The following is a 26122-nucleotide window of genomic DNA, read 5'->3' as shown; positions in this document are numbered from 1 at the left end:
GATAAAATTTTATTTTACATTAGAGTATTTTTCAAACTCTCCACTTTCGTCAATTTCATTACCATAAAGTTTATGTAATTCATAGTAGTATTTTACAAATTCCTTACACTCTTCATCAAGTGGTAAAAACACCTCATCTTCTAAAAGACAAAACTCATCTAAATAATTTTTAGCATCTTCTTTTAACATATAATGTCTTGCTAACTTATAGTAATTTTGCATAAACACAGCTTTAAAGGCTTCATAAGCTTCCTCATCAAATTTAATGTTTAATTTCTCATTTGCAAAAGATAACACCCCTGATTTAAACAACAATGATAAATGAATCAAACCTTCTGTATAATAAGGCTTAACCTCATCTACTCTTTGCCAAGCAATCAATCCTATAGCCCTTTTAATAAGCTCATAAAACACAGGAAGCTTTAAGTCATCTTCTTCATGCAAAAAGAAATTTACAAGCCCACCCGCAGTAGCTTTAAACTCTTCTATATTTTTAAACACACCACTTTCATTCATTTTCTTTTCGCTATCATTTGCCACAAAGAAAATATGCCCAAACTCATGACCTATAGTGGAAACTTCATAAATTCTTTTCCATAATTTTTCATTATAAAATAAAATTTCTCTCCCATAATCTAAAAATTCTTTTTCAAATACCATAGAAGAAAGCTTCATAAAAGGCTTGGTTTTAGCATTTTCATAAACATAATTTAAAAAAGCAAAGATCTTTTTGCCTGCTATATTGCTTACATACTCATCATTTGGTACTACTTGAGCAGAAAAAAGTCCCTTAAGCTCTGCTCCATAAAAAATCATAGGCATACAAATATAAAGCTGAGTTTTTTCAAGATTAAAATTCACTTCATCAAACAAAGCTTCATCTTCTTCATCTAAATTTGCATACACCATTGCAAAGCTTTCTTTGATTTTATCTTTAAACTCACTCGCATTAAAATCACTCGCATCTTCTAAGCGTATATCCCACTCAAGTGCTACTGCATGTGTGTAAGAGTCTTCATAGTATTCTAAAGGATGACCAATTTGTAATGGGCATTTTACTTCCATCCACGCAAGCTCTGCTTCTTGCCATTTTTTAACCACTTCATTATTATCTTTTTCACAAAAAGCAAATTTTAATTTTTCTATATAGTCAATATAAGCATTTTTTTCATCATCTAACGCACAATTTCTTAGTTTTTCTAAAAGTTTATCAAACTCATATTCAAGCTTTAAAACTTCATTTTCAAAAGCCTTTGCATAAGGTAAAAATCTCCAAAGTGTTCCTATTTTAACTAAAGCCCCATAGCTTCTTTCACAAATTTCGCCATCTTGATTAAGCTGATAAAGCTCATTTTGTTTTAAAAACTCCAAAGCATCGCTTAAATTTGGAAATTGTTCTTTTAAAATTTTATTATTTGTATCTAAAATTTGCTTACTCCAAACAAGCTCAAAAGAATTCATAACTACACCTATATTATGCACACCTTGAACTAAAGCCAAATAAAACTCATCAAGTAAATTTTTACTCTTAATCTCATCGATTAAATCTTGGTGTTCTACTTCATAAAAGGCTCTTACTAAAGAAAAAACTTTATATTTTATTTGAGAAATTTCTTCTTCATTTAAACCTTTTTTCTCAAGCTCTTGGACTAAATTTTCCTCTTTTAAATCTACCAAACGACGCAACATTGCCAAAACATTGCTTTTTTCATTTTCAAGATTAGCTAGTTCTAAAGCTCTATCTATCAAAGGATGACTTTGATTAGTTTGAAGTATATTATAAAGACTATTGATATTTTGTTTCCTATTTTTCACAATTTTTGCTATTTGCTTAAAATCATTCATTTTTTACCTTTCTTTATTTTTAAAACTTAATTATAATGTTTTTTTTAAAACACAAGGAGAATGTATGAAAGATATGGGAGAACCTAAGCTAAGAGTTATAGCTATGCCAAGCAATACAAACCCCGCTGGTAATATCTTTGGTGGTTGGATCATGTCACAAATTGATCTAGCCGGAGCCATTGCTGCAAGAGAACTCTCCCCACAAAGAGTTGTCACGGTTGCGGTAGATAAAATCATTTTTAAAGAGCCGATTTTCGTAGGTGATTTGGTATCTTGCTATGCAAAAATCATCAAAGCAGGCAATACATCCATCACCGTAGAAGTAGAAGTAGTTACTCAAAGAGCTAATGAATATGGCCGTGTGTATTGCATGCATGTAACTTCAGCTGTGGTAACTTATGTAAGCGTAGATAAAGATGGAAATAAATTTCCTATTGATGCGGATTTAAAAAGATTACATGGCTTTTAATATGTTTTATTGTATTTTCAAAAAAAATTTTATATCATCACAGAAAACTTTCTAAGGCTTAATATATGCGTGGATATAAAATATTTTCTGGTTCAGCAAATGAGGAATTTGCTAAAAAAATCTCAAAATACCTTTCACTGCCTCTAAGCAATGCAGGTGTGAAGCGTTTTAGCGATGGTGAAATTAGCATTCAAATCGATGAGAGCGTGCGTGGTAAAGATGTGTTTATCATACAAAGCACTTGTGCTCCAACAAATGATAATCTAATGGAGCTTTTAATCATGACAGATGCATTGCGTCGCTCAAGTGCAAGCTCTATCACAGCTATCATCCCTTATTTTGGCTATGCTAGACAAGATAGAAAAGCAAGTCCTAGAGTGCCTATTACTGCAAAATTAGTAGCAAATCTTATAGAATCAGCAGGAGTAGATAGAGTAGCTACTATAGACTTACATGCTGGACAAATTCAAGGCTTTTTTGATATACCGGTGGATAATCTTTATGGAAGTATTATTTTTAATGATTATATCAAAAATAAAAACTATAAAAATCCTATCATCGCAAGTCCTGATATAGGCGGTATAGCAAGAGCTAGAAGCGTAGCAAAAGCTTTAGGGCTTGATATAGTTATAGTAGATAAAAGACGCGAAAAAGCTAATGAAAGCGAAGTAATGAACATCATCGGTGATGTAAAAGATAAAGAAGTGATTTTAGTAGATGATATCATCGATACAGCAGGAACCATAGTAAAAGCTGCTGAAGTATTTAAAAGCAAAGGTGCAAAGTCAGTTATAGCTTGCTGTACTCACCCTGTTCTTAGTGGTGTAGCTTATGAAAGAATAGCCAAAGATGCGCTTGATGAGCTAGTAGTAACTGACACTATACCTTTAAAACAACAAATGGATAAAATCAAAGTCCTAAGCGTAGCACCTATCTTTGGCGAGGTAATACGCAGAGTTTATCACAACGAAAGTGTGAATTCTTTATTTGTATAAATTCTTTGCAAGGATTATCTTGCAAAGAATTATTCTTTAAAACTTGGAATATATTTTAAAACTTCTTTTCTAAGCTCTTCATTTTCTCTTAATAATTTTAAAACCGATTTTGTATAAGTATCTTTTGTTTTGCCTACTTTGCTTAAAAATACACCATCTTTAAAAATTCCTTTTTGATTAAATATTTTTAACAATTCATCATAATCTTTACTTTCATATACAGAATTAAATTTATTTTCAATATCTTTATGTAAGTTTTCAAAACCTATTAGTTGCTCCAAAGAACCAATCTTTTCTTGTATTTGTTTGGGTGTTTTTGATTCTTTAAATATAGATTTTAATTTATGTTTTACTTCTTTTTCTAATTTTTCTGAAATTTGACTTTGTAGAACATTTTTATATTTTATTTCAAAGATATAATCTTTTACTTCTTCAAATTTTTCTCTTGCATCTGATTGTTCTAAAATAGCTAAAATAATACATTCTAATAAAAATAAGTTTTCAACTTCAGCCACTTCTAAAACTTTCACTTTATTTTTATTTGCACTATCTATTTCCTCTTGTGTTCTAAAATCTCTATCTATAATCCCATAAGCATTAAAACCATGCAAGGCATTTTGTTCGTTGAAAGTTTTTGTATAGTTTAAAACATTTTCGCAACTACTACATGGTATGATTTGATATTGTGGATATAATATGCTATAAATTTTAGTGTCTAAACTTTCACTTTTTCCCTCTACAAATAAAATATCTCTTCTAGCACCTAAAAGTTTTAAAAATAATTCTTGCGACATATCATTTTTTTCTATTTTTTCTATTTCCCATTTTTGCCCATTGTAAGATTTAATCCAAAATTTATCCGCTTCTATATGATTTGCGGCAAAATTTAAATCATGCGTTATGTATATGAATAAACAATCTTGCCTATGCTTTTCTAAAACACTCCAAAGTCTGTTAGTTAAAGATGGATGTAAGTGTAATTCTGGCTCATCAATTATAATAGTTTGTTGTTTATTGTCCTTAATTGGTATTGTTAATATTTTAGCTATTGAATATAAAATCAATTCTTCTCCTCTGCTAAAATTAATTATTTCATAATCTTTATGTTTTATATAAAATTTATTATCATGATTTATTCCTAATTCTTTCTGTGTGGTTTCTTTAAAAATATCAAATAAATAATCCACACAAGTTGTAATAGGCTCTTCTTTGTTTCTCAAAAGAATTTCCCTAAGTTGTTTAAAAAATAAATTAGATATCACAGTAGTATAGTCATCTTGTATATCTTTTATCTCTAAGTTATTACTATCTGACGCATCTGAATACACGTATTCAATTTTTTCATCTATATAATACAATCTTTTTGAAGCAATAATATGTATATTTTCATTATTTTTCATCCAAGCTCCAAGCCTACTTTTACCTGAGCCATTAGCACCTACGATTATGATAGAATTTGCATTTGTTTTAAATTCTTTTTTATCTCCATTTTCATCAGGCAAATAATAAATATATTCTCCCATCTTAATTCCTTAATAATGCTACATATTCACTTTGTTTTTCATTTAAGACTTTAAAAGTGCTTATCATGTAAGAAAATTCATCATCACTTAAACTATAAAGCTCTTTAACTAATAAATCATTTTTTGCTCTTAAGATATCATAAGCTTTTTTAGTTTTTGGAATTTCATCATCATTTATGTTAAATTCTTGTTTTAGCTCATCAAAATGATGATTTTGATCATTGTAAAGCTGTAAAAGCAAGGCATTTTTAGCTAGGGTTTTATAGATTTCATTATTTTGAATTTCATCATCACTTGGTTGAGGCAGAGGAATTCTTTCTAAGTAGGTTTTACTTACATTGATTTGCACCATATTTCTTATGATAAAATCAACCACTAAAGAATTTAACAAAGCCAAAACAAGCAAAATTCTTTCATAAGGCACTACATCTATACAATTTTCATCATCTTTTAAAATATATTGTTTTGGTGCATTTGCAAACATACTATTTCCAAAACCACAATTTTTTGGTAGTAAAGAAGCTATCAAGGTTCTTTCATTAGTATCACTTGCAACAGCTCTATAAGCAAGTCTAAAAAATTCTCTATCATATTTTATCAAATCAGGCTTTAGTTCTTCGCCGGTGGCCTTTTTAGCTCTTGAAAGTTCTTTGCTTTTTAAACGCTCATCAAAATGAGCCTTTTTTAAAAAATAAGTAGCTTGGCTAAAATTTGCATTAAATTGATGTATCATTTTACCTTCATATAAGGGCAAAAGTCCTTCCTCAAATTCTTCTATAAACAAATCTTTATCATTTGTCATATGAAGTTCATTTCTAAAATCTATATAATCAAAAGACAAGGTTTGAAAAGCATTGTAGCATTTTCTTAGAATTTCTAAAGCTTGCTTGTCTTTTAGCTCCATTAAGGCTAGGTGAGTTGGGCTTAACTTTTTGATATCTTCTAAATTTAGAGTTAAAATTTCATCTTTGTTTTTTAATGAGTTTATATCTGTTTTATAAAACATCGTTTTGATCTTATGGGCATTATTTGCTTGTGTGTTTTTTATAAGCATAAGAGCAAATTTATATCTTGAATCTACATCAGCAAATATAGCTTGTCTATTTTCAAAACTATAAAAATATTCTAAAGTTTTATTTTCTAAAATTTCTTTTCTTAAAGTCAAACTTCCATCTTCAAACATCAAAGCACTAGGAAGCACATAAGCTAAATTTCCATCTTGTTTTAAAAGAGAAAGATTTTTTTCTACAAAAAGACGAAATAAATTTCCATCTCCACTACCTTTATTTAGCGGATAAGCTTTTTTATAATACTCGTTTAAATCATTTATATATGCTTTTTGTTTTTCATAATTTTGCTTTATATAATCTTTTGCTAGCAAATTGTCTTGAATTTCTTTTTTCTTGCTAGCAATTAAGCTTCTATAATCGCTTTTATATTGTGGAAAGAAATCATCATCACTAAATTTAGTTTTATCCCAAGGTGGATTACCTATGATAATATCAAAGCCTTTAAAGACTTGATTTTCTATGATTTCAGGAAATTCTAACTCATAATTAAAGAAGTTAAATTCTTTTTGATATTTGCTAATGATAGCTTTTGCTTGTTTATTTTGGCTTAAATTTTGTATATCATCTTGACTTAGGGCTTTTAGAATTTGTAATTCTTCTTTGTTAGCAAAATGAAGTGAGTTGATATAGTTTAGATATAAATTTAACTTATCAAGTTTTGGTGTGATTTCATTTTGATAGATTTGTTTGGATTGTTTGATTTGTTCTTCGTTGGTATCTTGTAGATTATCAAGCTTTTCAAATACTTCTTGTAAAATTTCAAATTCTTGAGTAATGGAATTTGTGAAAATATTTTCTTTATTTTGCTTTATTAAATTTTCAAAATCACTTATACTTGAGCCTAGCAAAGCATTGCCACATTTTATGTGATGTTCTATAAAAGAAAGTGGGGTTCCAAAGATAAAACTATCTATCCAAAGACTAAGCTTAGTAAGCTCTATACTAAATGGATTTAAATCCACTCCATAAATAATGCGTTTTAGCAAAAGTCGTTTTAAAACATCACTTTCATCTAACTCATAATCTTGCGTGAAATCTTTTATATGATTTGCGATATTTTCTTTTTCTTGTTCGTGGAGTTGCTTTAAATTTGTAAAATGTTCAAAATCTGATAAAACAATATGCGTGATAGCATTTAAAACTCCAACTAAAAAATGCCCACTACCGCAAGCATTGTCTAGAATTTTAAATTTCAAAATGTTTTCATTGTTTAGTTTGTCTTTTAAAGCACTTTGGATTAAAAAATTAGCTATGGATTGAGGTGTATAAAAGCTTGCACTTGCTTTTCTTGAGTTGCTGGTATTTTTTAGATAAATTTGTCCTTTTTCATAAAAGGTGTATTTTTCTAATTTTTTTGATTTTTCTAAAATTTTAAAGTCATAATTATCAAAATAACACTCTATTTCTTTTGATTTTTCTTTATAGCTTACATAGTAAATATCTTCATTTGCTACTTCAAAAAAGTAAGAAAGCAAGCCTTCATAAATCGTGCCTAAATGCTCTATGCTTAAGGTTTTATAATCTCTTTTAAAAGTTAAATTTTTATCTTTGTAGTATAATAATTGTTCTAAAATTTTCTTCAAGTCTTTATCGCTGAAAATCTTTGGTGTGTTTAAAAGAGTGGTTTTGCTCTCATCAAACAACCCACCATTGAAAACAGGCATGTCAAAATTGCCTTTGCCTTTATTATAAATTTGAAATATCATTTCTAAATCGCCAAAGCCAGCACTTGAGCTTTCATCATCGCTTAAATTTTGCAATAAAGTTTTTATGCTAATTTTGCTTTTGAAGTATTTATGCTTTTCTAAGATATTTTCAAATTTATCTTCAAAATAAGCAATAAATAAAAGCCTAAACACAAAATATAAAGAATTTTCATAGATTAGCTTTAAATCAGCTTTAGTTTTGTTATAAATCTTAGAACCTATAAATTCAAATAAAGATTCATTGCCATTAGTTCCATAGATGATAGATTTTAAATCATCTTCTATTTTTATTTTTGATTCTTTATTAACTTGTAAAGATTTTTCTATGTGTTTTTCTTCTGTATAACTTGCTGAAGCAAAAATACTATAAAAATACGCAAAAGCTTGGTAATTTTTATCTTTTATGATTTGTTCTAAATTTATCTCATAAAATACCTTGTTTGCACTAAGTGTAGAGTTATCATAAAAACGCCAAAATCTACCATTAGTTAAAAAGCCATAATTTTTCTTAAGATTACTAAGATATCTTAAAATTTGAAAATGGGGATTTTCTTTTACTTTTTTATTATCTATTTGCACATTATAGGCTTTTGACTCCATGATGATAGTGAATTCATTGCTTGATTTTTTTGTTTCTTTGTCTAAATTTTCATAATTTGCTTTTATATTTTCATCACTAAAAAGCAAAAAGTCAGGCTTTTCTAATTTACCTTGTATGATCTTTTCATCTTGTCTTATAAATTTCCAACCTAAAATGTCTAACACTTTTGATATAAATTCATCTTCAAATTGATGTTCGTTATAATTTTGAAAATTTCTTTGAGTGGCGTTGTATAGACAGATTATATTATCTAAGATTGTTTTATATGTGTTTTCATTTTTAGTAAAATTATAAATATTTGGAAAATCCACCTCTAGAGCATAGTTGGTAAAAAGATTATTATCAAGATATTTTTTAATTTCTTCATAAAAATTCATAGAACAACCTTAGTATTTTTTAAAATGATAACAAAAAGAACTTTTTAAAATGCTAAGAAAATGCTTATTGGGCTTTATATTGTAGTTTAAATTAGAATTAAATATAATATATTTTTATTTTAAAGAAAGATAAAACGATGGATATATCAGATAATAAAGCTATAAAACTTATTCAAAATTTACTAAAACAAAAAAGATACTTTGATATAGCAGATAAGCTAGAGGATACAAATTTAGAGTATTCCTTTGATGGAATATGGAAAAAGATAACTTTTAAAGTAAACCCTAAATACATTTTTGATTTTAACAATTGTGATAAAAATATTCGTAGAGAAATTATAGAAATTTTAAATCTTATTAGTTTTGACAATATTAATAAAGTTGAGAAGATAGATTTTAAAATTAACGAAAAATCATTTTTGGAATCTTTTGAAGATGTTTTGTATTTTTTCGTAGATGAATCCGGAGATATGGATTTTAGTGAAAAAGGTTCTAAATACTACATGTTTAGCTTTTTAGTTAAAAAACGCCCTTTTAAATTACACGAAACTATCTCATCTTATAGATATTCTTTACTTGAAAGAAACTTAAATCCTTTAAATAATAGACTAGATATAGAGAAATTTCATGCATGCGAAGATAACAAGCACATAAGAGAACATCTTTTTAATCTGATCTCTAAATTTGAAGACAATGATATACAAATCTATTCTTATATATTAGAAAAACCAAAAGTCATACCTGAAAAAATAAAAGAAAAATCTAATTTTTACGCTGAAAATTTGAGCTATGCAATCATAAAACTACTAGAAAAACTTAAAATATCAAAAAACTTTATAGTAGTAACAGATAATTTACCCGTTCAAAAAAACAAACAAACTCAAATCAAAGCAATAAAAAATGGCGTAAATACTTATATAACTAATAATAACTTAAATATAAGATATGATATTTTTCACCATTGTAGTGCCTCTAGTGTTAATTTACAGCTTATTGACTACATCAATTGGGCTATACAAAGAAAATATGAAAAAAACGATATATATTTTTATGAGAAAATAAAAAAATATATTTTAGATGAAGAAATTGTAACAAAAGAAAGAATAATAAAGTATTATTAAAAGACCTCACTACCTATCTAAAAAGAAGCCTTCCTTGAAGTCTTATCAGTAGCAAGGAACCTTTGATGAAATTATATTATTAAAATATTAAATTCTAATAAATCGATATATGAAAGATTAAATTTGGTGGAGACGAGGGGAATTGAACCCCTGTCCAAAAATAAAACAACCACGGCATCTACATGCTTAGCAAAGGTGAAAATTTCATCTAGCCAAACTCACCTTCCAAAATTTCAAGCTAGACTAAGACTTTAACTTCAATTAAAACTTGTCAAATTTCAATCTACACTATCAAAAATGACCAAATTCTAAGCTAGATAGTATCACTTAAAATTCAGGCTCAACTGAACTTACGCAGCTTTAGCGTAAGCAGGAGCAAATTTAACGTTGTTTGCGTTTAATTTTAATTTGAGCTTTATACGCTTTGCTCAAAGCGACATGCCACCAAGGCCACTCTACTCCTGTCGAAGCCAAGTCGTCCCCGTTATTTAGAAATTTTATCAGGAACATTTGCAATTTGAGGGTTAAATACACTTAAAAAAGAAGCATTTTTTTCATAATCACTGCAATATCTATCAAGCTGCTCACCCACTAAAAACATCCAATCCACAAATTCATCACTAGCAGGCCCATCAAATTTAGCTGCTTCTTGCATAATTTCCTCACAAAATGTGCAAAAATTTGCAATTTCATCTAAATTTAATCTTTTAGCAGCCCAAACCACATTGTGAATATTTTGCTCTAAGTCTTTTAAAGCTTCTTTGTATTTTGAGCTATCACTGCTTAGCTTTACTATCAAAGGCTCTAAAACATCACAAAGACTTCTAAAAAAATACAAAAAACGCTCGATTTCTTCAAGCTCGTAATCTAACTCTAATTGCTCTAAAATTCCCATAAAAACTTCTATAATCTAAGTTTAAATGTTTATTTTAGCAAATTTTAGATAAAATTAAAATTTCTTACAAAATAAAATGGAAAAAATATGGATAGAATCGTAGAGATTGAAAAATTCTCCCCTGATGAAACTTATGAAACAAGTCTTAGACCTTCAAATTTTGATGGCTACATAGGACAAGAAAACATTAAAAAAAATTTAGAAATTTTCATCAAAGCTGCTAAAAAAAGAAACGAATGTTTAGATCATATCCTTTTTAGTGGGCCTGCAGGACTTGGTAAGACAACTTTAGCAAATATTATCTCATATGAAATGAATGCAAATATCAAAACTACCGCTGCACCTATGATAGAAAAAAGCGGGGACTTAGCTGCGATTTTAACCAACCTTAGCGAGGGAGATATTTTATTTATCGATGAAATTCATCGCTTAAGCCCTGCCATAGAAGAAGTGCTTTACCCTGCTATGGAAGATTTTCGTCTTGATATTATCATCGGTAGTGGCCCCGCTGCACAAACAATCAAAATCGATTTGCCTAAATTTACTCTAATAGGCGCTACTACAAGAGCAGGCATGCTAAGCAATCCTTTACGCGATCGCTTTGGTATGCAATTTCGCTTGGAATTTTATAAAAATGAAGAACTTGCTATCATTTTAGAAAAAGCAGCTCTAAAGCTTAATAAAACTTGTGAAAAAAAAGCTTCTTTAGAGATAGCCAAACGCAGTCGCTCAACCCCAAGAATAGCATTAAGATTGCTTAAGCGTGTAAGAGACTTTGCTGATGTAAATGATGAAGAAATCATTAGCGAAAAAAGAGCTAAACAAGCACTTGATTCCTTAGGGGTAAATGAGCTTGGTTTTGACGCGATGGATTTACGGTATTTAGAGCTTTTAACTGAAGCTAAAAGAAAACCTATAGGACTTTCTAGTATAGCTGCAGCATTGAGTGAGGATGAAAACACCATAGAAGATGTGATAGAGCCATATTTACTAGCAAATGGCTATATAGAAAGAACAGCCAAAGGCCGCATTGCAAGCTTAAAAAGCTTTGATGTTTTAAAATTAAAATACAACAAGGGTTTATTTGATGAAAAATAGTAATTTTTTCTTGATTAGCTTTATTTTATTTATTTTATTTTGGGTACTTTTTTTATTTAAACCTTTTTTGATGAATATAGCCATAGCAAGCTTAATGGCTGTTTCTACTTCTAATGTTAATGTTAAATTCTTAAATATTTTCAAAGGTAAAAAAGTCGTTGCAGCAGCAGCTACTACTGCTTTTATGCTGGCTTTATTTTTTATACCTTTTGTATATGCCATTATAGAACTAGCAAAGGCTGCAAAAGGTTTTGATATAAGCTATTTTCACAATACCATAGAATATTTTAAAAATTATTCCCTACACTTACCTGAATCTTTAAGCTTTATAGAACCCAAAATCAAAGAAGCACTAGCAAGTATTGACTTAAATTCTATCTCTAAAAATGTTTTAACCTATCTTTCAAGCGCTACTAAATTTGGCACTAAATTTCTAACTGATATGGTATTAATTTGCGTATTTTATTTCTTTGCTAATCTTTATGGAGCCCAACTCATTGGCTATATAAAAAGCATAGTACCTATGAAAAAAGAAGAAACTCAAGGTATTTTAAGCGAAGTGAGCAATGTAATGTCTGTGGTGTTTTATTCTATGGTGCTAAATGCCATTTTACAAGGGGTGCTTTTTGCTATCATTACTAAATTTTATGGTTATGATGCGATTTTAATGGGGATATTATTTTGCTTTAGCTCTTTAATCCCTGTTGTAGGCGGGGCATTAATTTATGTGCCTGTTTCTTTATATGAATTTGCAAATAACAATCTAAGCGGTGCTTTAGTGATTTTCATTTATAGCGTAGTAATGATATCTTTTATCGCAGATACTTTAGTAAAGCCTTACATCATTAAATGGATCAATGAAAAACTTGTTCAAATTCCAACACAAATTAACGAACTTTTAATTTTCTTTGCGATGATAGCAGGAATTTCAAGCTTTGGTTTTTGGGGTATTATCCTTGGACCTGCTATTTTAACTTTCTTTATTTCTACTTTAAAATTATATGTGATTTTAAAAGAAAAGCATTTTGTATAAAAGCGATTATTTTTCAATAATCGCTAAAATTTCTTCTTCACTTGTAAGTTTTTTGTTATATTTAATCACTAAAAATTTAGAGTTTTTATACACATCTAAAACTCCATTTATGCCTTTAATCATATTTAAATCATGTTTTGTTTCTAAAGATAAATAGACGTTTTTAAAATCTGCTGGACTTTGTAAAAACAAAAGCAACACAAACCAAATTACAGACAAAGCTATCAAAATAAAAGCAAGAATGACTAAACTAAAATGGTGCAAAAAATACCCTCCAACAACACCACCTAAAAAGCTTCCAAAATAACCAAAAGCATTAAATACACCCAAAGCTGCGCCTTTTTCATTTACCTTAGCAAATTTACTCGCACAGCTTTGCATAATAGGCTCATGCAAATTAAATCCTATAAAAAACACTACAACACCCACCATAAACACTAAAGCATTATGCGAAAAAGCAAATATAATATAAGCTATGATAAAAAATGCCACACCTAAAAGCAATATCTCTTTGCTTAAGCCTCTTTTTTCTCCCAAAGATCCTGATAAACCCATAGCTAAAAACCCAAGCACCATAGAGCTAACATAAACATGCCATAAATTCTCACTTGGGTAATTAAACTCATGCACCAAAACCAAAGGAATACTTAAAAACGCAATACTCATAAGCATTTTTTGCATACAATTAGTAAGATTCATCAAAGCTAAGTTTTTTTCTTTTAAAAGTTTTTTTAATGGAGTTTTAGTATTTTCATGCACTATTGTATGCTCTTTTGGCACAACGCTAAATAAAAGTACGATACAAATTAAACTCAAAATAGCACTTAAATCAAACAAACTTGAAAGTCCAAATTTAGCACTCATTAAAGGAGAAAGCACCAAAGAAGCTGCAAAAGAAAGTCCTATAAATGAACCCATGATAGCCATAGCCTTACCGCGATTTTCTTCATTGATAAAATCACTTATCATAGCAGTAGCTACTGCTCCTATGGCTCCTGCTCCTTGTAAAAGCCTTCCAAACATCATCGTATAAATATCATCAGCATATGAACATACCAAAGAACCTATGATAAACACCACAAGTCCTATTAGCATAGTTTTTTTACGCCCTATTTTATCTGAAATAATACCAAAAGGAACTTGCAATGCCATTTGAGTTAGAGCATACACACCTACTAAAAGCCCTACTAAAAACTCATTGGCTCCTTTTAAATTTAAAGCATATAAACTTAAAACCGGCAAAACTATAAATAATCCAAAAAATCTAGTTCCTACAATAAAAGACAAAGGTAAAACGGTTTTTAACATCTTTTCTCCTTATAAAGGATAATTTTACTATGATTTTGATAAACTTTTTTTAAAGTCAAAACAAAAAGAGTATTTTATGAAGAAAAAATTAAAAATCATTCTAGCAACTTCTAACGCACACAAAGTAGAAGAAATCAAAAAATTTTTAACTACTTATGAAATTTATGCCTTAAATGAAATCATCACCCCTTTTGAAATCATCGAAGATGGCACGAGTTTTAAAGAAAATGCTTTGATAAAATCTAAAGCTATTTTTAATGCTTTAGGCAAAAAGCAAGATGAATTTATCACTTTAAGTGATGATAGCGGTATAAGCGTAGAGGCTTTAGATAATGCACCAGGGATTTTTTCTGCAAGATACTCTCAAGAAGGCACTGATGGGGCCAATAGAAACAAACTCATCCAAGCCTTACATGAAAAAAACTTACATCAAAGCAAAGCTTTTTACACTGCAGCCATAGCCATAAGCTCAAAATATGGACATTTTAGCACGCATGGATATATGCATGGTCTTGCTATTGATACTCCAAGGGGTAATAATGGCTTTGGATATGATCCTTTATTTATCCCAAAAGATTTTGATAAAACCTTGGGCGAATTAGATGAGCAAGTAAAATTAAAAATTTCACACCGCTCACAAGCACTAATGTTTGCTACTTATATCTTAAGAGCATTAGAAAAAATGGAGCATTAATGAAACAATTTATAAAATATATGCTTATTGCTTTTGGTGTTTATGTGATTTGGATTTTACTTTATTTTAATTTTGCTTTAAAATAATGATAAGTTAAAATAAAACTTGGTAATAAAAAAAGCGAACCAAATAAAAGCAAACTCATAGCTAAAACTGTAAGCAAGCCAAAATAAATCGTCGGGATAAAATTACTGCTAATCATCACTAAAAAACCTAGAATAATCGTAACACTAGTATAATAAATCGCACTTCCTATACCTATATGTGAAGCTTTTATAGCCTCTTCTAAGCTTTTATGTTTTAACTCTTCTTTAAAACGATGAATATAATGAATCATATCATCAACCCCTATTCCTATACAAATAGCAGCTATGGTAATACTCATAATATCAAGTGGTATATTTAAAACACCCATTAAGCCAAACACTAAAGCTAAAGGTATGAGATTAGCCAAAATCGCCACAAAAGCATAAACAAAACTTCTAAAAATCACCACAAACAAAGCAAAAATCACAAGCACCACAAAGGCTAAAGTGTCAAATTGTGATGAAAAAAGACTTTGAAGCATATTGTTATACAAAGGCATAATACCACTGATTTTAACCTCTACATTATCATTTTGTAAAAGTTCTTTTAGGTCTTTTTCAAGCTGTTTTAAAAAAGCATCGCGTCTTAAATTTGGATCACTATCTAGCATACGCACGCTAAATCGCAACTCATTATTTTCTACACTTACAAAAGGGGTTAAAACTTGCTTTTTAAAATTCTCATCTAAATTTTCATATAAAAACGCTAAGGCAAAATCATCTAAAGCCTTACCATCATTAATGCTTTTTCCAAGCTCTAGCAAACTTTGCAAGCTAAGCACAGAGCCTACATATTTTTGCTTACTTAAAAATTCATGAACCTTAGCAGCTATTCTTGTTTTTTCACTACTAAAAAAATACCTATCATCTTTTGCTAAATCATCAAATTCTTGTTCAAACTCATCTAAGCTTTCATTTTGTTTTGGACCTTGCTTAAATTTGACAATCACATCTAAAGGCATAGTTCCACCTAGCTCTTTATCTATAATCAACAAACCTTGTTTAATCCTAGAACTATCTTTAAAATAACTCACAAAACTATTTTCTACTTTAATTTGCAAAATTCCATACAAAGCAAAAGCCACACAAAATAAACTTATGCCATAGATAATTTTTCTATGTTTTAAACTTACATTTGCACAAAAACTTAAAAATTTCAACGAATTTTGATTAAGCTCTTTAAAATTTAAACGCGGCATTAATACCAAAATACTTGCAAAATAAATATAAGCTAAAATCAAACTCACACTAATGCCAAGACTCATCATAATACCAAGTTTAATAATAGGCTCAATATCTGAAAAAACAAAACTTAAAAACCCAACAACTGTGGTTAAAATAGCAAAAAAACTAGGACTTGCTTTATCAAGTAAGGTTGAGAGTAAAAGCTTATAAACGCTAGCTTTTGGGTGTTTGTGTAAATTTTCTATAAAATGCACGATTAAGTGTATCACAACAGAAACGGTAATAATAAGTACTAAAGCTACATAGTTTGAAGACACCACAGTAATATCAAAGCCCAAAAGTGCGAAAATCCCGCTTGAAGTAAAAAGCGAAATCACACAAATTCCCAAAGCCAAAAACACTAAACGCAAAGAGCCAAAAAACCACCAAAGTGCTATAAATAAAAGCCCTACTAAACTAAGACCATAAATTTTTAAATCACTTTTTACATAATTAATCATATCATTAGCGATCATTTCTACACCACCAAGGTGCAAAAAGTCTCCATTTTGACTATATTTAGATACTATTTTAGTAATTTCTTCTAATCTTTTTGCACTAAATTCTCTTGAGTTTTCTTGGTGTTTTTTAATCAAGGCTCTAAAATGTTCTTTTTCATTTTCACTTTTTGCATTATCCCTTGAATTAATCAAGTCATTATAAACAAGATCAGGCGCTAGATAAATCAAAATTCCTGTTGTTTTTCCATCTTTTGAGATGATATTATTTTTATAAAAGGGTTGGTTTAAAATTTCTTTTTTAGCTAGATTAATATCTACATCTTGACTAAAAATATTAGGTATATTTTGGATAAGTTCTTTTAACTCTTTACCTTTAGAACTTGCAAGTAAAGGCGCATTAGCAATAGAAAATACCTTTTGTACTCCATTGATTTTTTCTAAATCAAGAGTTAAGTTTTTTATAGTTTCTAAATTTTCTTTAGTAAAAATATCTTTATTTTTAGGAGCAAAAGCAAGCATTAAAAAATTATCATTGCCATAACGCGCTGAAACTTCTCTATATAGCTTCAAACCCTCATCATGCTCTAAAAGCAAGCTTTCAGCACTTGCATCAACACTTAAATTTTTAGCAAAAAAACTAAAAAATATACAAAAGACTAAAGTAATCCCCAAAGTTAGCTTTGGGAAATTAAGAAAGATTTTTAAAATTTTACTTAGCATTATTTAGAAAAATCAACACTAGAAAGCTTTTCAAGCAAGGTTTTAAAATCACCATTTTGTAAGACATCTTTAAATTGTGAGCGATAAGTTTGTATGATACTTATACCAAAAATATCTACATCATAAATTTGCCAATCATTATTTTTATCATAAAATTTAAAGATTACAAAATTTTCTTTACCATCTACTATCATAGAAGTTTTCAAAAAGGCTCTTTTGTTTTTTTCTTCTAAATTAATCACTTTTAATTTTTGAGAATCATACAAAGCGAGCTTATCTGTGAAACTTTTTTTAAGATTTTTTTCAAAGGCTTTGTTAAATTCATTTTTTTCATTTTCACTTAATTTTTCATATCTTGTAGAAAGACTAAGCTTAGCCATAAGCTCATAATCAAAAACACCATCAAATAAAGTAAAGATTTTTTCCGCCGCTTTAGCTTTATCGTTTTTATTTTGATCTAAAATTTTTAAGCTCTCATCAATCTTTTCTTGCATGGTTTTAGAAATATCTTGCAAATTTAGAGCAAAAGTAAATACTACACTAAAAAGTAAAACTATGATTTTTTTCATTTTATCTCCTTATTTGATGAGTTCTTGGCGTCTTTGTTCATACGCATCGCGTATAAAAATATAATAATCTACACTATTTTGGTAAATATCATCTATTTTTTCATACTCAAAACTTAATTCATTGAGTTTTAATGCAGCATTTACACCCACACCAACCCAAAAATTCTCAATATATCCCTCAGGCACCATAAACCAATTTACAGGTAAAGCTAAAGCATCTCTTACATTATAAGGACCTAAAAATGGAAGCACTAAGTGTGCTCCACTGCCTACTCCCCATTTGCCCAAAGTCGTTCCAAAATCAGCCTCATAACTTTTTAAAGGAGTTTTACTTGCACTATCTAACAAACCAAATCCAAAAATCACATTCACACAAAATCTTCCAAATTCCTCGCCAGCTTTTCTAAATTCCAAACTTAAAAGGTGATTGATAAATCTAAAAGGCGATCTTGTGGTATCAAAAGCATTTTTTACTCCTGTTCTTATAAAACTTGGAGTAATGCTTTTATAAGAAAGTGCAACCGGTCTTAAAAAATAAGTATAAAGATCATAATTAAACTTACTCATAGCTTTATTATAGATATAAAAGCTATCTTTGACTTCTTTTTTTTGATATTCTTGTTCAAAATCTTCAAAGTCATTTGCTAAAATCAAAGTGTTAAAAAATAAACACAAGGTTAGTATGTATTTTAACAAGCTTTTTCCTTTTAAAATTTCATAAATTAAAATCTTAAATTATACAAAAATTAAAATAAATTTTTACATTAAAATGCTTTTAAAATATTCTTTAAAAAAATTAAAATTTTTTATTTGCTTATGAAATAAGTCTTAGAAAATATGCAAAAAATACAAATTTATTTTTGCTTTTAAAAATAAGCTATAATTTTTTCAAAATTTACCACCAAAAGGATAAAAAATGAAAAAAATTTTCACCCTACTTTTTTTGTGTATTTTTGGCTATGGCGCTGATGTAAATATCGCTGCAGCTGCAAATGTAGCTTATGCTTTTAAAGCCTTGCAAAAAGAATTTCAAAAAGAAAACCCTGATATTAGTATCAATGTGAGCTTAGGCGCTAGTGGAAATTTAGTCTCACAAATTAAAAATGGAGCGCCATTTGATATATTTATGGCTGCAAATATGAAATTTGCACAAAGCTTGTATGATGATAATTTTGCTAGCACAAAACCTGTTATTTATGCTCAAGGAGCTTTAGCTTTACTCAGTGTTAGAATGGATTTAAGCAAAGGATTAGACACACTTAAAGAAGAAAAAGTAAAAATCATCACCATAGCTAATCCCAAAGCTGCTCCTTATGGTCAAGCTAGTATAGAAACTTTACAAAATGCTAAAATTTATGAGCAAACAAAAGCTAAAATCGTCGAGGCAAAATCTATAGGAGAAGCACTTACTCAAACACTAAAAGCAGCCGATGTGGGTTTTATAGCAGCAAGTGCTTTATATGAAGATACGCTAAAATCTTATAAACTCCAAGAAGGAAAAAATTATATTTTAATCGATCCAAAGCTTTATGAACCAATCAATCAAGGCATTGTTATCACTTCTTATGGTAAAGATAATGCCAAGGCTAAGAAATTTTATGATTTTATTTTAAGCAAAAAGGCTAAGGAAATTTTCAAAGCTTATGGCTATAATATCCCATGATTAAAGCTAAAATAAATACTATAAAAAATCATGAAAATATAAACTGGGTAGAATTTCTTATAAATAAACATAAATTATATATGCTTGCTTTAGAGCTTGATGAAAAAGCAAGCATTGATCAAGAAGTTTTACTAGCTTTTAAAAGTAGCGAGTGCTTGCTTAGTAAAAAAAATTTAGAAAACTCATTTTTAAATACCTTTTATGCAAAAATCATTGATATTTTTCAAGGACAAATCATCACTATCATAAGATTAAAAAATGAAATTTGCACTTTCGAAGCTCAAATTAGCACCCATGAGTTTTTAGAACAAAATTATCAAAAAAATGATTTTGTATTTGCTTATGTACATCCTAGTGCTTTATTTATCAAAGATTATTTATGCTAAAACTTGACTTTGAAAAAATCTTTAAAAATAAAGAAAAAGAATTTAAACTTAAGGTTAAATTTGAAGTTAAAGAAGGAGAATTTTGTGCTATTTTTGGAAAAAGTGGTAGTGGTAAAACTACGCTTTTGAGAATTTTAGCAGGTTTTGAAAAAGCACAAGGAATTTGCACTTTTAACGATATTATATTTTTTGATGATAAAAACTTTCTAAGCCCACAAAAAAGAAAACTTGGCTTTGTTTTTCAAGATTATGCTTTATTTGAAAATATGAATGTAGAGCAAAACTTACTTTTTTCCAAAAAAGATCTAAAATTTGCTAATGAGCTTTTAGAACTTTTAGATTTAAGCAAACACAAAAAAAGTCATATTTTAGAACTAAGCGGGGGACAAAAACAACGCGTAGCTTTAGCAAGAGCTATTATGCAAAAACCCAAACTTTTACTTTTAGATGAGCCATTTAGCGCCTTAGATAATGAGATAAAACTACACTTGCATGATTATCTTTTAAATATACATAAAACTTATAAAATCACTACTATTTTAATCAGCCATGATGTAAGTGAAGTTTATAAACTAGCTAATAAAGTCATCATTTTAGAAAATGGAGCCATCATCAAAGAAGGCTCGCCTAATGAAGTTTTTTTAAAGACACAAGGCTCGCAAAAATTTGCCATAAAAGCACGCATTTTAAAACTACAAAAACAAGATAGCATATTTATAGCCATACTTGCCATAGGCAATCAAATCAGCCAAGTAGTGCTAAGTCCTTTAGAAGCTAAAGATTTTAAAGAAAATGATGAAGTGCTTTTAAGTCAAAAAGCTTTTGCGCTAAATTTAACTAAGATATAAAAAACAATGCTAAAATAAGATAAATTATTGCAAGGTTATAAATGACTTATGGATTTTTTATCTTAAAATTTTATACTAGCTTATGGACAAAATGGAAGATAAGATTATCTTGTGGTTATTTTATAGCCCCTACTGCCCCACCTTTTATCCTTTTGTAATTTCATTTTTAAATTAATTTAAAAGGATATAAAATGCATTGGTTGGTATTAGCAATTAGTATAGTTTTTGAAGTGATTGCAACAAGCTCGATGAAGTATGCAAGCATAAGTAAAAATAATCTTTATTTAATCGTTTTTGCGGTGTTTTTTTCATTTTCTTTAGCAGGCTTATTTTATGCTTTGAAAAAAATTGATTTAAGCATAGCTTATGCAACTTGGGCAGGTTGTGGTTTGGCATTAGTTAGCGTGGTGGGATTTTTAATCTTTAAAGAAGCAATAACCATTAATAAAATCTTTTTTATTATTTTAATCATCACTGGAGTGGTGGGATTAAAACTTAGTGCTTAAGCCTTTTGGCTTAAAGCACATTCATACTTTGTATCATTACTTTTGCTTTACATTCAGCACAGCAATATAGTGTTTTTATCTTAACTTCATCACCCATAAATCTTGGCTTCATAATGCTAGCTATTTTTTCAATAGCCTTTTTAGTAGCAAATTCTTTCCCACACTCTACACAAGCAAAAAGTTCATCTTGAGCTAAAACCATAAAAGAAAAATACTCTTTTTCTAAATCTATCCCACTTCTTTGAAGCATTAAAGTATCTTTTTCAGCACAACTTGCCTCACAATACCCACAGGTAGTACATAAGCTTGCATTAAATTTCAAAGAATTATCCTTAGCATCAGCTACTAAAGCTCCTACATTACAAGCTCCCACACAAGATAGACATAAGGTACAGGTATCTGTATTGATAGTGATTTTTCCATAGCGTATCCATTCTTTGCTTGGGATATTGCCTAAATTTTCTTCTTTTATAAGCTCTCTTAATCTTATAGCAAAATCTTCTCTTTTTAAAAGCGCAGGATTATAAGAAATAAATTTAAGATTTTCTATAAAATGTGCTTGATTTATAGCCTCTAAAAGTTCTTTTTCATCTTTAGCTAGAAAAATTGCATTTTGTTTAAATTTTCTTTGAAAAATTTCATTCATCAAAGCTATTACTTCTAAAGCACCTTGTGATAAGCCATCACTATAAAAAATCACACTCGCACCACTTGTTTGAAGCATAGCTAAAAAATGTGCTTGATCAAGATAATTTTCGCCTTTAATCATAAAAGGCATTACATCTTCTTTTAAAGTGATATTTAAATTTTCTATAGACATTTTCTCAGGGATTATTAAAATGATTTTATCTTCATAAAATTTTAAAATTTCATAAAAGCTATTACGTGGCATAGGTGCATAATCAAGCGCCCCACTAGGACAAATCCCCACACAATCACCACAGCTTAAACAATCCACATGAGAAAATTCTAATTTTCTTTGCTCATCATCTTTTAAAATAGCCACACTAGGACAAATTTCAGCACATTTTCCACAATGAATACTTCTTCTTTCATGGTATTGACAAATGCTATCATCATAACTAATATAATTTCTAAATTTATATTTTGGAGAATTAGAATTTAAAAGTTTTATAATTTCTTCTTGACTTAAAGTAGTTAAATCATAACAACCACTTTGTTGATCAAAGCTTTCTTTTTTTACATCATATAAGAAAAAATCACAATCAATCTCTACTTGCTCATTATCTTTTAAAGCTACCACACAAAGCTCGCCCACGCAACCTAAAACACCCAAACATTGCTCATTGCTTAGTTTTAAAACCTTGTATTCTTGTTTTTTTAAGCTTTCAATAAGCTCATTTTGATCCTCATTGCTTACAATAATTACATTTTTACCCACTTCTTTTGTATATTCTAAATCAAGTCCCAAATCATAAACTTTAGATCTAATCTTATATAAAGACTCAATGGTTTTAGCTTTTTTTAGCACATCATCTTGTGAGTTTTTAAGGTAAAAATTAATCTCAGGTGCATAAACTTCAGGGTTTAAAAGCTTTGAATTTCCTATAAAAACTTCTTCGTTACAGGCTTTTTGAACTATACTAATATCATCACTTAAAGGAATTAAATCTTCATTTTCTAAAAATACAAAATCTTTCATAATGCTCTCTTTTAAATTTTTTAATCTTAATTATATAAATTTCATTATAAAAAAGTTATAATTTTACTAATTTATTCTTAAGGTTTAAGATGAACAAATTTAGAAATTTTCCACCCATAAACACACTTATAAACGATGAAAACTTGGCTAATTATCCTTTGTATTTAAGATCTCATTTTGCAAAAATAGTTGTTTCAAATTGTAAAAAAGAACTAAGTAAAAATGAAAATTTAAATTTTAGCTTGCAAGATTTGCTAAGTAAAATTGCTCAAAGCATTGATGAGTTTTTAAATATGCAAAGTCAAAGTTTGATCAATGCTACTGGAGTTATCATTCATACTAATCTTGGTCGTAGTATTATTGATGAGAGTATTTTTGAAAGAACTAAAGAAATCATCTGTTCTTATTCAAATTTAGAGTTTAACATGCAAAGTGGCAAAAGAGGCTCAAGGTATGACGCACTTAGTGCGAATTTAAAAATATTATTTGATTGCGAAGATTGTTTAGTTGTTAATAATAATGCCTCGGCTGTATTTTTGATCTTAAACACCTTAGCAAAAAATGAAGAAGTTATTACTTCAAGAAGTGAGCTAGTTGAGATTGGGGGAAATTTTAGAATTCCTGAAGTTATGCTAGCAGCTGGTGTTAAGCTAAAAGAAGTAGGCACGACTAATAAAACTCATCTGTATGATTATGAAAAAGCCATCAATGAAAATACTAAGATGATTTTAAAAACTCATCGCTCTAATTTTGCTTTTAAAGGATTTTTTGAAGAAGTAAGCTTGAACGAAATTCATGCTTTAACAAAAAAGAAAAAACTCATATCTTATTACGATTTGGGTGCTGGCTGGTGTGAAAAAATTAATAAACAACTTAGCAAAAACGAGCCAAGCGTGAAAGAGCTTTTAAAACATTGTGATATTTTAAGTTTTAGCGGTGATAAACTTTTTGGTTCTACTCAAGCAGGCATTATACTTGGAAAGAAAAAATACATTCAACAATTAAAGAAAAATCAACTTCTAAGAATGTTAAGGGTTGATAAAATCACTCTAGCTTTTTTAAATGAAACTACCAAAGCATACTTAGAAAAAGAATATGAAAAAATTCCTACACTAAAACTTTTAAATGATGATTTAAAAACCATAGAAAAAAAAGCACTCTTTGTCAAAGAAAAAATTCCTACAAAATGTGAGTTAAAAGCTTCTAAAAGTTTAGTAGGCGGTGGCTCTATGCCTGATAAAAGCTTGGATACTTTTGTGCTAAGTTTTGATGAGAAAGCTTTGCTTTTACAAGAAAAATTTAGAAAAAAAGGCGTAATCGGCCGTGTTGAAAATGGGCATTTTGTGCTAGATTTTAGAAGTATTTTAGAAAAAGATTTAAACCGTTTAATCCACGCTATCAAAGAGGTATTTCATGCATAGTATCATCATAGGTACTGCTGGGCATGTTGACCATGGTAAAACTTCGCTTATTAAAGCTTTAAATGGTTTTGAAGGTGATGATTTAAAAGAAGAGCAAGAAAAAGGTATTACGATTAATCTTAGCTTTTCAAATTTAAAAAGTGAAAATTTAAATATTGCTTTTATCGATGTGCCTGGGCATGAAAGTTTAATTAAAACCATGATAAGTGGTGCTTTTGGCTTTAGAGTATGTATGTTTGTCATAGATATAAATGAGGGTTTAAAGGCTCAAAGTATAGAACATTTAAGGGTTTTGGAATTTTTAGGCGTAAAAGATGTAGTGCTTATTTTAAGTAAGGTTGATTTATGCAAGGATTTAGCGCAAAAACAAACAGAGCTTTTAAAAGAATTAAAAACTTTTAAAATCAATATCTTAAAAGTTTTTCCAACAAGCATTTATGATGAGCAAAGCATATTAAATTTAAAAAACTATCTACTTAGTTTAAAGCCTAAAGAAAATGATGAAAATTTGATTTTTAGATACTACATTGACAGGGTTTTTTCTCTAAAAGGTATAGGAACGGTAGTAACAGGAAGCTTAAATGAAGGAAAAATCAGCAAAAATGAAAAAATCTTTTGCCTTGAAAATCAAAAAGATATCATTGTAAAAAACATACAAATTCATGAAGAAAATGTTTTAGAAGCAAAAGCTTATAATAGAGTTGCTTTGAGTTTAAATTGTGATTATTATGAGCTAAAAAAAGGTTATATATTAAGTAAAAAAGGTGTTTTTAAAAGCTTTAAAAGTATCGATGGGGTTGTTTTTAATACAGAGATTAAACACGGGAGTATTTTAGAATTTTGTAGTGGCTCAAAAAAGCTTAATGCAAAAATTAGTGTAATCAAAGAATTTGAAGATAAAACTTATATTAGTTTAGAGTTTGATAAAAGCCTACCTTTGTGTTTTGATGATAAATTCATCTTGCTTGAAAATGGGCGCATTAAAAGTGGTGGTGTGGTATTAAATGCAGTGAGTGAGCCTTTAAAAAAAGATATAAAAGCTAAGTATTTAGCACTTTTAGAACAAAAAGATTTTAAAAAAGTATTTGAGTTTTTAAAACAAACTCACAAACTTGGCTTTGGATTACTTTCAAGCTATCAACGCTTTAAACTCACTCATGAGCAAGCTTTAAACTTAGCAAAAAGTTTAGATCATGTTTTTGTCGATGAGCAAGCTTTAAATGTATACGATCTAAATGCTATGCAAACTTTAAAAGAATTTATTGATTTTATTTTCTCTAAAAATCCTTATGCTTTAATCTCGCCTCATTCTATCGCCTTAAGGCTTAGCTGGGCGAGTGAAAATTTTTGTGCTTATGTACTCAAGCAAATGCAAGAAAAATTAGATTTTAAAGATGGCATATGGTTTTTAAAAGGACAAAATTTTGAAAAATTACAAGAAAAGGCTCATTGTGAGCTTTATGAAATTTTAAAAAAAGAAGGTATAAAACCTACCGCACCTTATAATCTTTATGAATATTTAGAACTTGATAGGAAAAATGGAGATCTTATCTTAAAAAAACTCACCAAAGAAAACAAAGTCAAAAGATTAGCACATAATCTTTTTATAGAAAAAAATGCCCTTGAAAATCTCATGCAAGAGTTTTTAAAGCTTTTGCAAGATCATCATTTAGATGTCGCTTTTGTAAAAAATCATTTTCAAATTTCAAGAAAATACGCCATAGCTTATTTAGAATACCTTGATAAAAACTATCCTCAAGTGATAAAAATCGAGGAAAAAAGAATGCTAAAAGTCTAAGTGTTAAAATTTACATTTTATAATTGATAAAAATTTAAATTA

Annotated in this window: 21 protein-coding genes and 1 other RNA gene; 12 read left to right on the top strand and 10 right to left on the bottom strand. The window is 28.8% G+C overall.

Going from position 1 to position 26122, the window contains the following annotated elements:
- Positions 1-9: 9 nt before the first annotated feature.
- Positions 10-1845 carry an invasion protein CiaB gene (gene ciaB, locus L8W55_RS05475; protein WP_263677719.1) on the bottom strand — a complete coding sequence of 612 codons (1836 nt, stop codon included), beginning with the start codon at positions 1843-1845 and terminating at the stop codon, positions 10-12.
- A gap of 64 nt (positions 1846-1909) precedes the next feature.
- Here ciaB and L8W55_RS05470 point away from each other — a divergent pair, with 64 nt between their 5' ends.
- Positions 1910-2314 (top strand): acyl-CoA thioesterase, encoded by a 405-nt coding sequence (locus L8W55_RS05470; protein WP_039619080.1) that lies wholly within the window; start codon positions 1910-1912, stop codon positions 2312-2314.
- 65 nt (positions 2315-2379) lie between these two features.
- On the top strand, positions 2380-3309 hold the full coding sequence (locus tag L8W55_RS05465; protein WP_039626912.1) for a ribose-phosphate pyrophosphokinase: 930 nt from the start codon (positions 2380-2382) through the stop codon (positions 3307-3309).
- A 29-nt stretch (positions 3310-3338) separates the two neighbouring features.
- Here L8W55_RS05465 and L8W55_RS05460 read toward each other — a convergent pair whose 3' ends face one another.
- Positions 3339-4832, bottom strand: coding sequence for a DUF4435 domain-containing protein (locus L8W55_RS05460; RefSeq protein ID WP_263677718.1), 1494 nt, complete (start codon positions 4830-4832; stop codon positions 3339-3341).
- 1 nt (position 4833) lies between these two features.
- Entirely contained in the window at positions 4834-8586 is a 3753-nt protein-coding gene (locus L8W55_RS05455) for a class I SAM-dependent DNA methyltransferase (RefSeq protein ID WP_263677717.1), read from the bottom strand.
- A gap of 137 nt (positions 8587-8723) precedes the next feature.
- Here L8W55_RS05455 and L8W55_RS05450 point away from each other — a divergent pair, with 137 nt between their 5' ends.
- On the top strand, positions 8724-9707 hold the full coding sequence (locus L8W55_RS05450; protein WP_263677715.1) for a DUF3800 domain-containing protein: 984 nt from the start codon (positions 8724-8726) through the stop codon (positions 9705-9707).
- 124 nt (positions 9708-9831) lie between these two features.
- On the opposite strand, the gene ssrA is transcribed toward L8W55_RS05450, so the two are convergent.
- Together ssrA and L8W55_RS05440 are read right to left on the bottom strand one after the other, a co-directional pair.
- Positions 9832-10190: a transfer-messenger RNA gene (ssrA, locus tag L8W55_RS05445) on the bottom strand.
- A gap of 1 nt (position 10191) precedes the next feature.
- Positions 10192-10602, bottom strand: a complete 411-nt coding sequence (locus L8W55_RS05440; RefSeq protein WP_039619086.1) for a hypothetical protein — start codon at positions 10600-10602, stop codon at positions 10192-10194.
- A gap of 87 nt (positions 10603-10689) precedes the next feature.
- Between L8W55_RS05440 and ruvB the strand changes: the two genes are divergently transcribed.
- Complete coding sequence (ruvB, locus tag L8W55_RS05435) at positions 10690-11700, top strand: Holliday junction branch migration DNA helicase RuvB (protein WP_220566281.1); 1011 nt, start codon at positions 10690-10692, stop codon at positions 11698-11700.
- Positions 11690-12733, top strand: coding sequence for an AI-2E family transporter (locus L8W55_RS05430; RefSeq protein WP_263677713.1), 1044 nt, complete (start codon positions 11690-11692; stop codon positions 12731-12733). The genes ruvB and L8W55_RS05430 overlap by 11 nt, the downstream gene beginning before the upstream one ends.
- A gap of 6 nt (positions 12734-12739) precedes the next feature.
- Here the strand turns inward: L8W55_RS05430 and L8W55_RS05425 are convergent, their stop codons facing one another.
- Complete coding sequence (locus L8W55_RS05425) at positions 12740-14041, bottom strand: MFS transporter (RefSeq protein WP_263677711.1); 1302 nt, start codon at positions 14039-14041, stop codon at positions 12740-12742.
- A 76-nt stretch (positions 14042-14117) separates the two neighbouring features.
- Between L8W55_RS05425 and rdgB the strand changes: the two genes are divergently transcribed.
- Entirely contained in the window at positions 14118-14735 is a 618-nt protein-coding gene (gene rdgB, locus L8W55_RS05420) for an RdgB/HAM1 family non-canonical purine NTP pyrophosphatase (RefSeq protein ID WP_263677709.1), read from the top strand.
- Positions 14736-14796: 61 nt separating this feature from the next.
- Here the strand turns inward: rdgB and L8W55_RS05415 are convergent, their stop codons facing one another.
- The 3 genes from L8W55_RS05415 to L8W55_RS05405 are packed head-to-tail and all read right to left on the bottom strand — an operon-like array spanning position 14797 to position 18491.
- Positions 14797-17226, bottom strand: coding sequence for an efflux RND transporter permease subunit (locus tag L8W55_RS05415; RefSeq protein ID WP_263677708.1), 2430 nt, complete (start codon positions 17224-17226; stop codon positions 14797-14799).
- Positions 17226-17795 (bottom strand): ABC transporter substrate-binding protein, encoded by a 570-nt coding sequence (locus tag L8W55_RS05410; protein ID WP_263677707.1) that lies wholly within the window; start codon positions 17793-17795, stop codon positions 17226-17228. Before L8W55_RS05410 ends, L8W55_RS05415 begins: the two co-directional genes overlap by 1 nt.
- Before the next feature lie 9 nt (positions 17796-17804).
- Positions 17805-18491: a VacJ family lipoprotein gene (locus L8W55_RS05405; RefSeq protein ID WP_263677706.1), complete on the bottom strand. Its 687-nt coding sequence runs from the start codon at positions 18489-18491 to the stop codon at positions 17805-17807.
- A gap of 220 nt (positions 18492-18711) precedes the next feature.
- On the opposite strand from L8W55_RS05405, the gene modA reads away from it, so the two are divergent.
- The 4 genes from modA to L8W55_RS05385 all read left to right on the top strand — a co-directional run bounded on the left by modA (position 18712) and on the right by L8W55_RS05385 (position 21198).
- Positions 18712-19458, top strand: coding sequence for a molybdate ABC transporter substrate-binding protein (gene modA, locus L8W55_RS05400; protein ID WP_263677704.1), 747 nt, complete (start codon positions 18712-18714; stop codon positions 19456-19458).
- Positions 19455-19844, top strand: a complete 390-nt coding sequence (locus L8W55_RS05395) for a hypothetical protein (RefSeq protein WP_261530404.1) — start codon at positions 19455-19457, stop codon at positions 19842-19844. The genes modA and L8W55_RS05395 overlap by 4 nt, the downstream gene beginning before the upstream one ends.
- Positions 19838-20692, top strand: a complete 855-nt coding sequence (locus L8W55_RS05390; RefSeq protein ID WP_263677702.1) for a sulfate/molybdate ABC transporter ATP-binding protein — start codon at positions 19838-19840, stop codon at positions 20690-20692. Before L8W55_RS05395 ends, L8W55_RS05390 begins: the two co-directional genes overlap by 7 nt.
- A gap of 191 nt (positions 20693-20883) precedes the next feature.
- Positions 20884-21198: a DMT family transporter gene (locus L8W55_RS05385; protein ID WP_261530402.1), complete on the top strand. Its 315-nt coding sequence runs from the start codon at positions 20884-20886 to the stop codon at positions 21196-21198.
- Positions 21199-21208: 10 nt separating this feature from the next.
- On the opposite strand, the gene L8W55_RS05380 is transcribed toward L8W55_RS05385, so the two are convergent.
- Positions 21209-22861, bottom strand: coding sequence for a 4Fe-4S dicluster domain-containing protein (locus tag L8W55_RS05380; RefSeq protein ID WP_263677700.1), 1653 nt, complete (start codon positions 22859-22861; stop codon positions 21209-21211).
- An 89-nt stretch (positions 22862-22950) separates the two neighbouring features.
- On the opposite strand from L8W55_RS05380, the gene selA reads away from it, so the two are divergent.
- Positions 22951-24282, top strand: a complete 1332-nt coding sequence (gene selA / locus L8W55_RS05375) for an L-seryl-tRNA(Sec) selenium transferase (protein WP_263677698.1) — start codon at positions 22951-22953, stop codon at positions 24280-24282.
- Positions 24275-26080, top strand: a complete 1806-nt coding sequence (gene selB, locus L8W55_RS05370) for a selenocysteine-specific translation elongation factor (protein WP_263677697.1) — start codon at positions 24275-24277, stop codon at positions 26078-26080. The genes selA and selB overlap by 8 nt, the downstream gene beginning before the upstream one ends.
- Positions 26081-26122: the final 42 nt, after the last annotated feature.

Source organism: Campylobacter sp. FU_520 (assembly GCF_025772385.1).
In the GTDB taxonomy this organism is placed as follows: Bacteria; Campylobacterota; Campylobacteria; order Campylobacterales; family Campylobacteraceae; genus Campylobacter_D; species Campylobacter_D lari_C.
The sequence above is the reverse complement of the archived record's forward strand: the minus strand, read 5'-3'. Positions and strand labels throughout refer to the sequence as shown.

Coding starts and splice junctions, on each gene's coding strand:
- ciaB (WP_263677719.1), bottom strand. CDS start 1,845: ATGAATGATTTTAAGCAAATAGCAAAAATTGTGAAAAATAGGAAACAA.
- L8W55_RS05470 (WP_039619080.1), top strand. CDS start 1,910: ATGAAAGATATGGGAGAACCTAAGCTAAGAGTTATAGCTATGCCAAGC.
- L8W55_RS05465 (WP_039626912.1), top strand. CDS start 2,380: ATGCGTGGATATAAAATATTTTCTGGTTCAGCAAATGAGGAATTTGCT.
- L8W55_RS05460 (WP_263677718.1), bottom strand. CDS start 4,832: ATGGGAGAATATATTTATTATTTGCCTGATGAAAATGGAGATAAAAAA.
- L8W55_RS05455 (WP_263677717.1), bottom strand. CDS start 8,586: ATGAATTTTTATGAAGAAATTAAAAAATATCTTGATAATAATCTTTTT.
- L8W55_RS05450 (WP_263677715.1), top strand. CDS start 8,724: ATGGATATATCAGATAATAAAGCTATAAAACTTATTCAAAATTTACTA.
- L8W55_RS05440 (WP_039619086.1), bottom strand. CDS start 10,602: ATGGGAATTTTAGAGCAATTAGAGTTAGATTACGAGCTTGAAGAAATC.
- ruvB (WP_220566281.1), top strand. CDS start 10,690: ATGGATAGAATCGTAGAGATTGAAAAATTCTCCCCTGATGAAACTTAT.
- L8W55_RS05430 (WP_263677713.1), top strand. CDS start 11,690: ATGAAAAATAGTAATTTTTTCTTGATTAGCTTTATTTTATTTATTTTA.
- L8W55_RS05425 (WP_263677711.1), bottom strand. CDS start 14,041: ATGTTAAAAACCGTTTTACCTTTGTCTTTTATTGTAGGAACTAGATTT.
- rdgB (WP_263677709.1), top strand. CDS start 14,118: ATGAAGAAAAAATTAAAAATCATTCTAGCAACTTCTAACGCACACAAA.
- L8W55_RS05415 (WP_263677708.1), bottom strand. CDS start 17,226: ATGCTAAGTAAAATTTTAAAAATCTTTCTTAATTTCCCAAAGCTAACT.
- L8W55_RS05410 (WP_263677707.1), bottom strand. CDS start 17,795: ATGAAAAAAATCATAGTTTTACTTTTTAGTGTAGTATTTACTTTTGCT.
- modA (WP_263677704.1), top strand. CDS start 18,712: ATGAAAAAAATTTTCACCCTACTTTTTTTGTGTATTTTTGGCTATGGC.
- L8W55_RS05395 (WP_261530404.1), top strand. CDS start 19,455: ATGATTAAAGCTAAAATAAATACTATAAAAAATCATGAAAATATAAAC.
- L8W55_RS05390 (WP_263677702.1), top strand. CDS start 19,838: ATGCTAAAACTTGACTTTGAAAAAATCTTTAAAAATAAAGAAAAAGAA.
- L8W55_RS05385 (WP_261530402.1), top strand. CDS start 20,884: ATGCATTGGTTGGTATTAGCAATTAGTATAGTTTTTGAAGTGATTGCA.
- L8W55_RS05380 (WP_263677700.1), bottom strand. CDS start 22,861: ATGAAAGATTTTGTATTTTTAGAAAATGAAGATTTAATTCCTTTAAGT.
- selA (WP_263677698.1), top strand. CDS start 22,951: ATGAACAAATTTAGAAATTTTCCACCCATAAACACACTTATAAACGAT.
- selB (WP_263677697.1), top strand. CDS start 24,275: ATGCATAGTATCATCATAGGTACTGCTGGGCATGTTGACCATGGTAAA.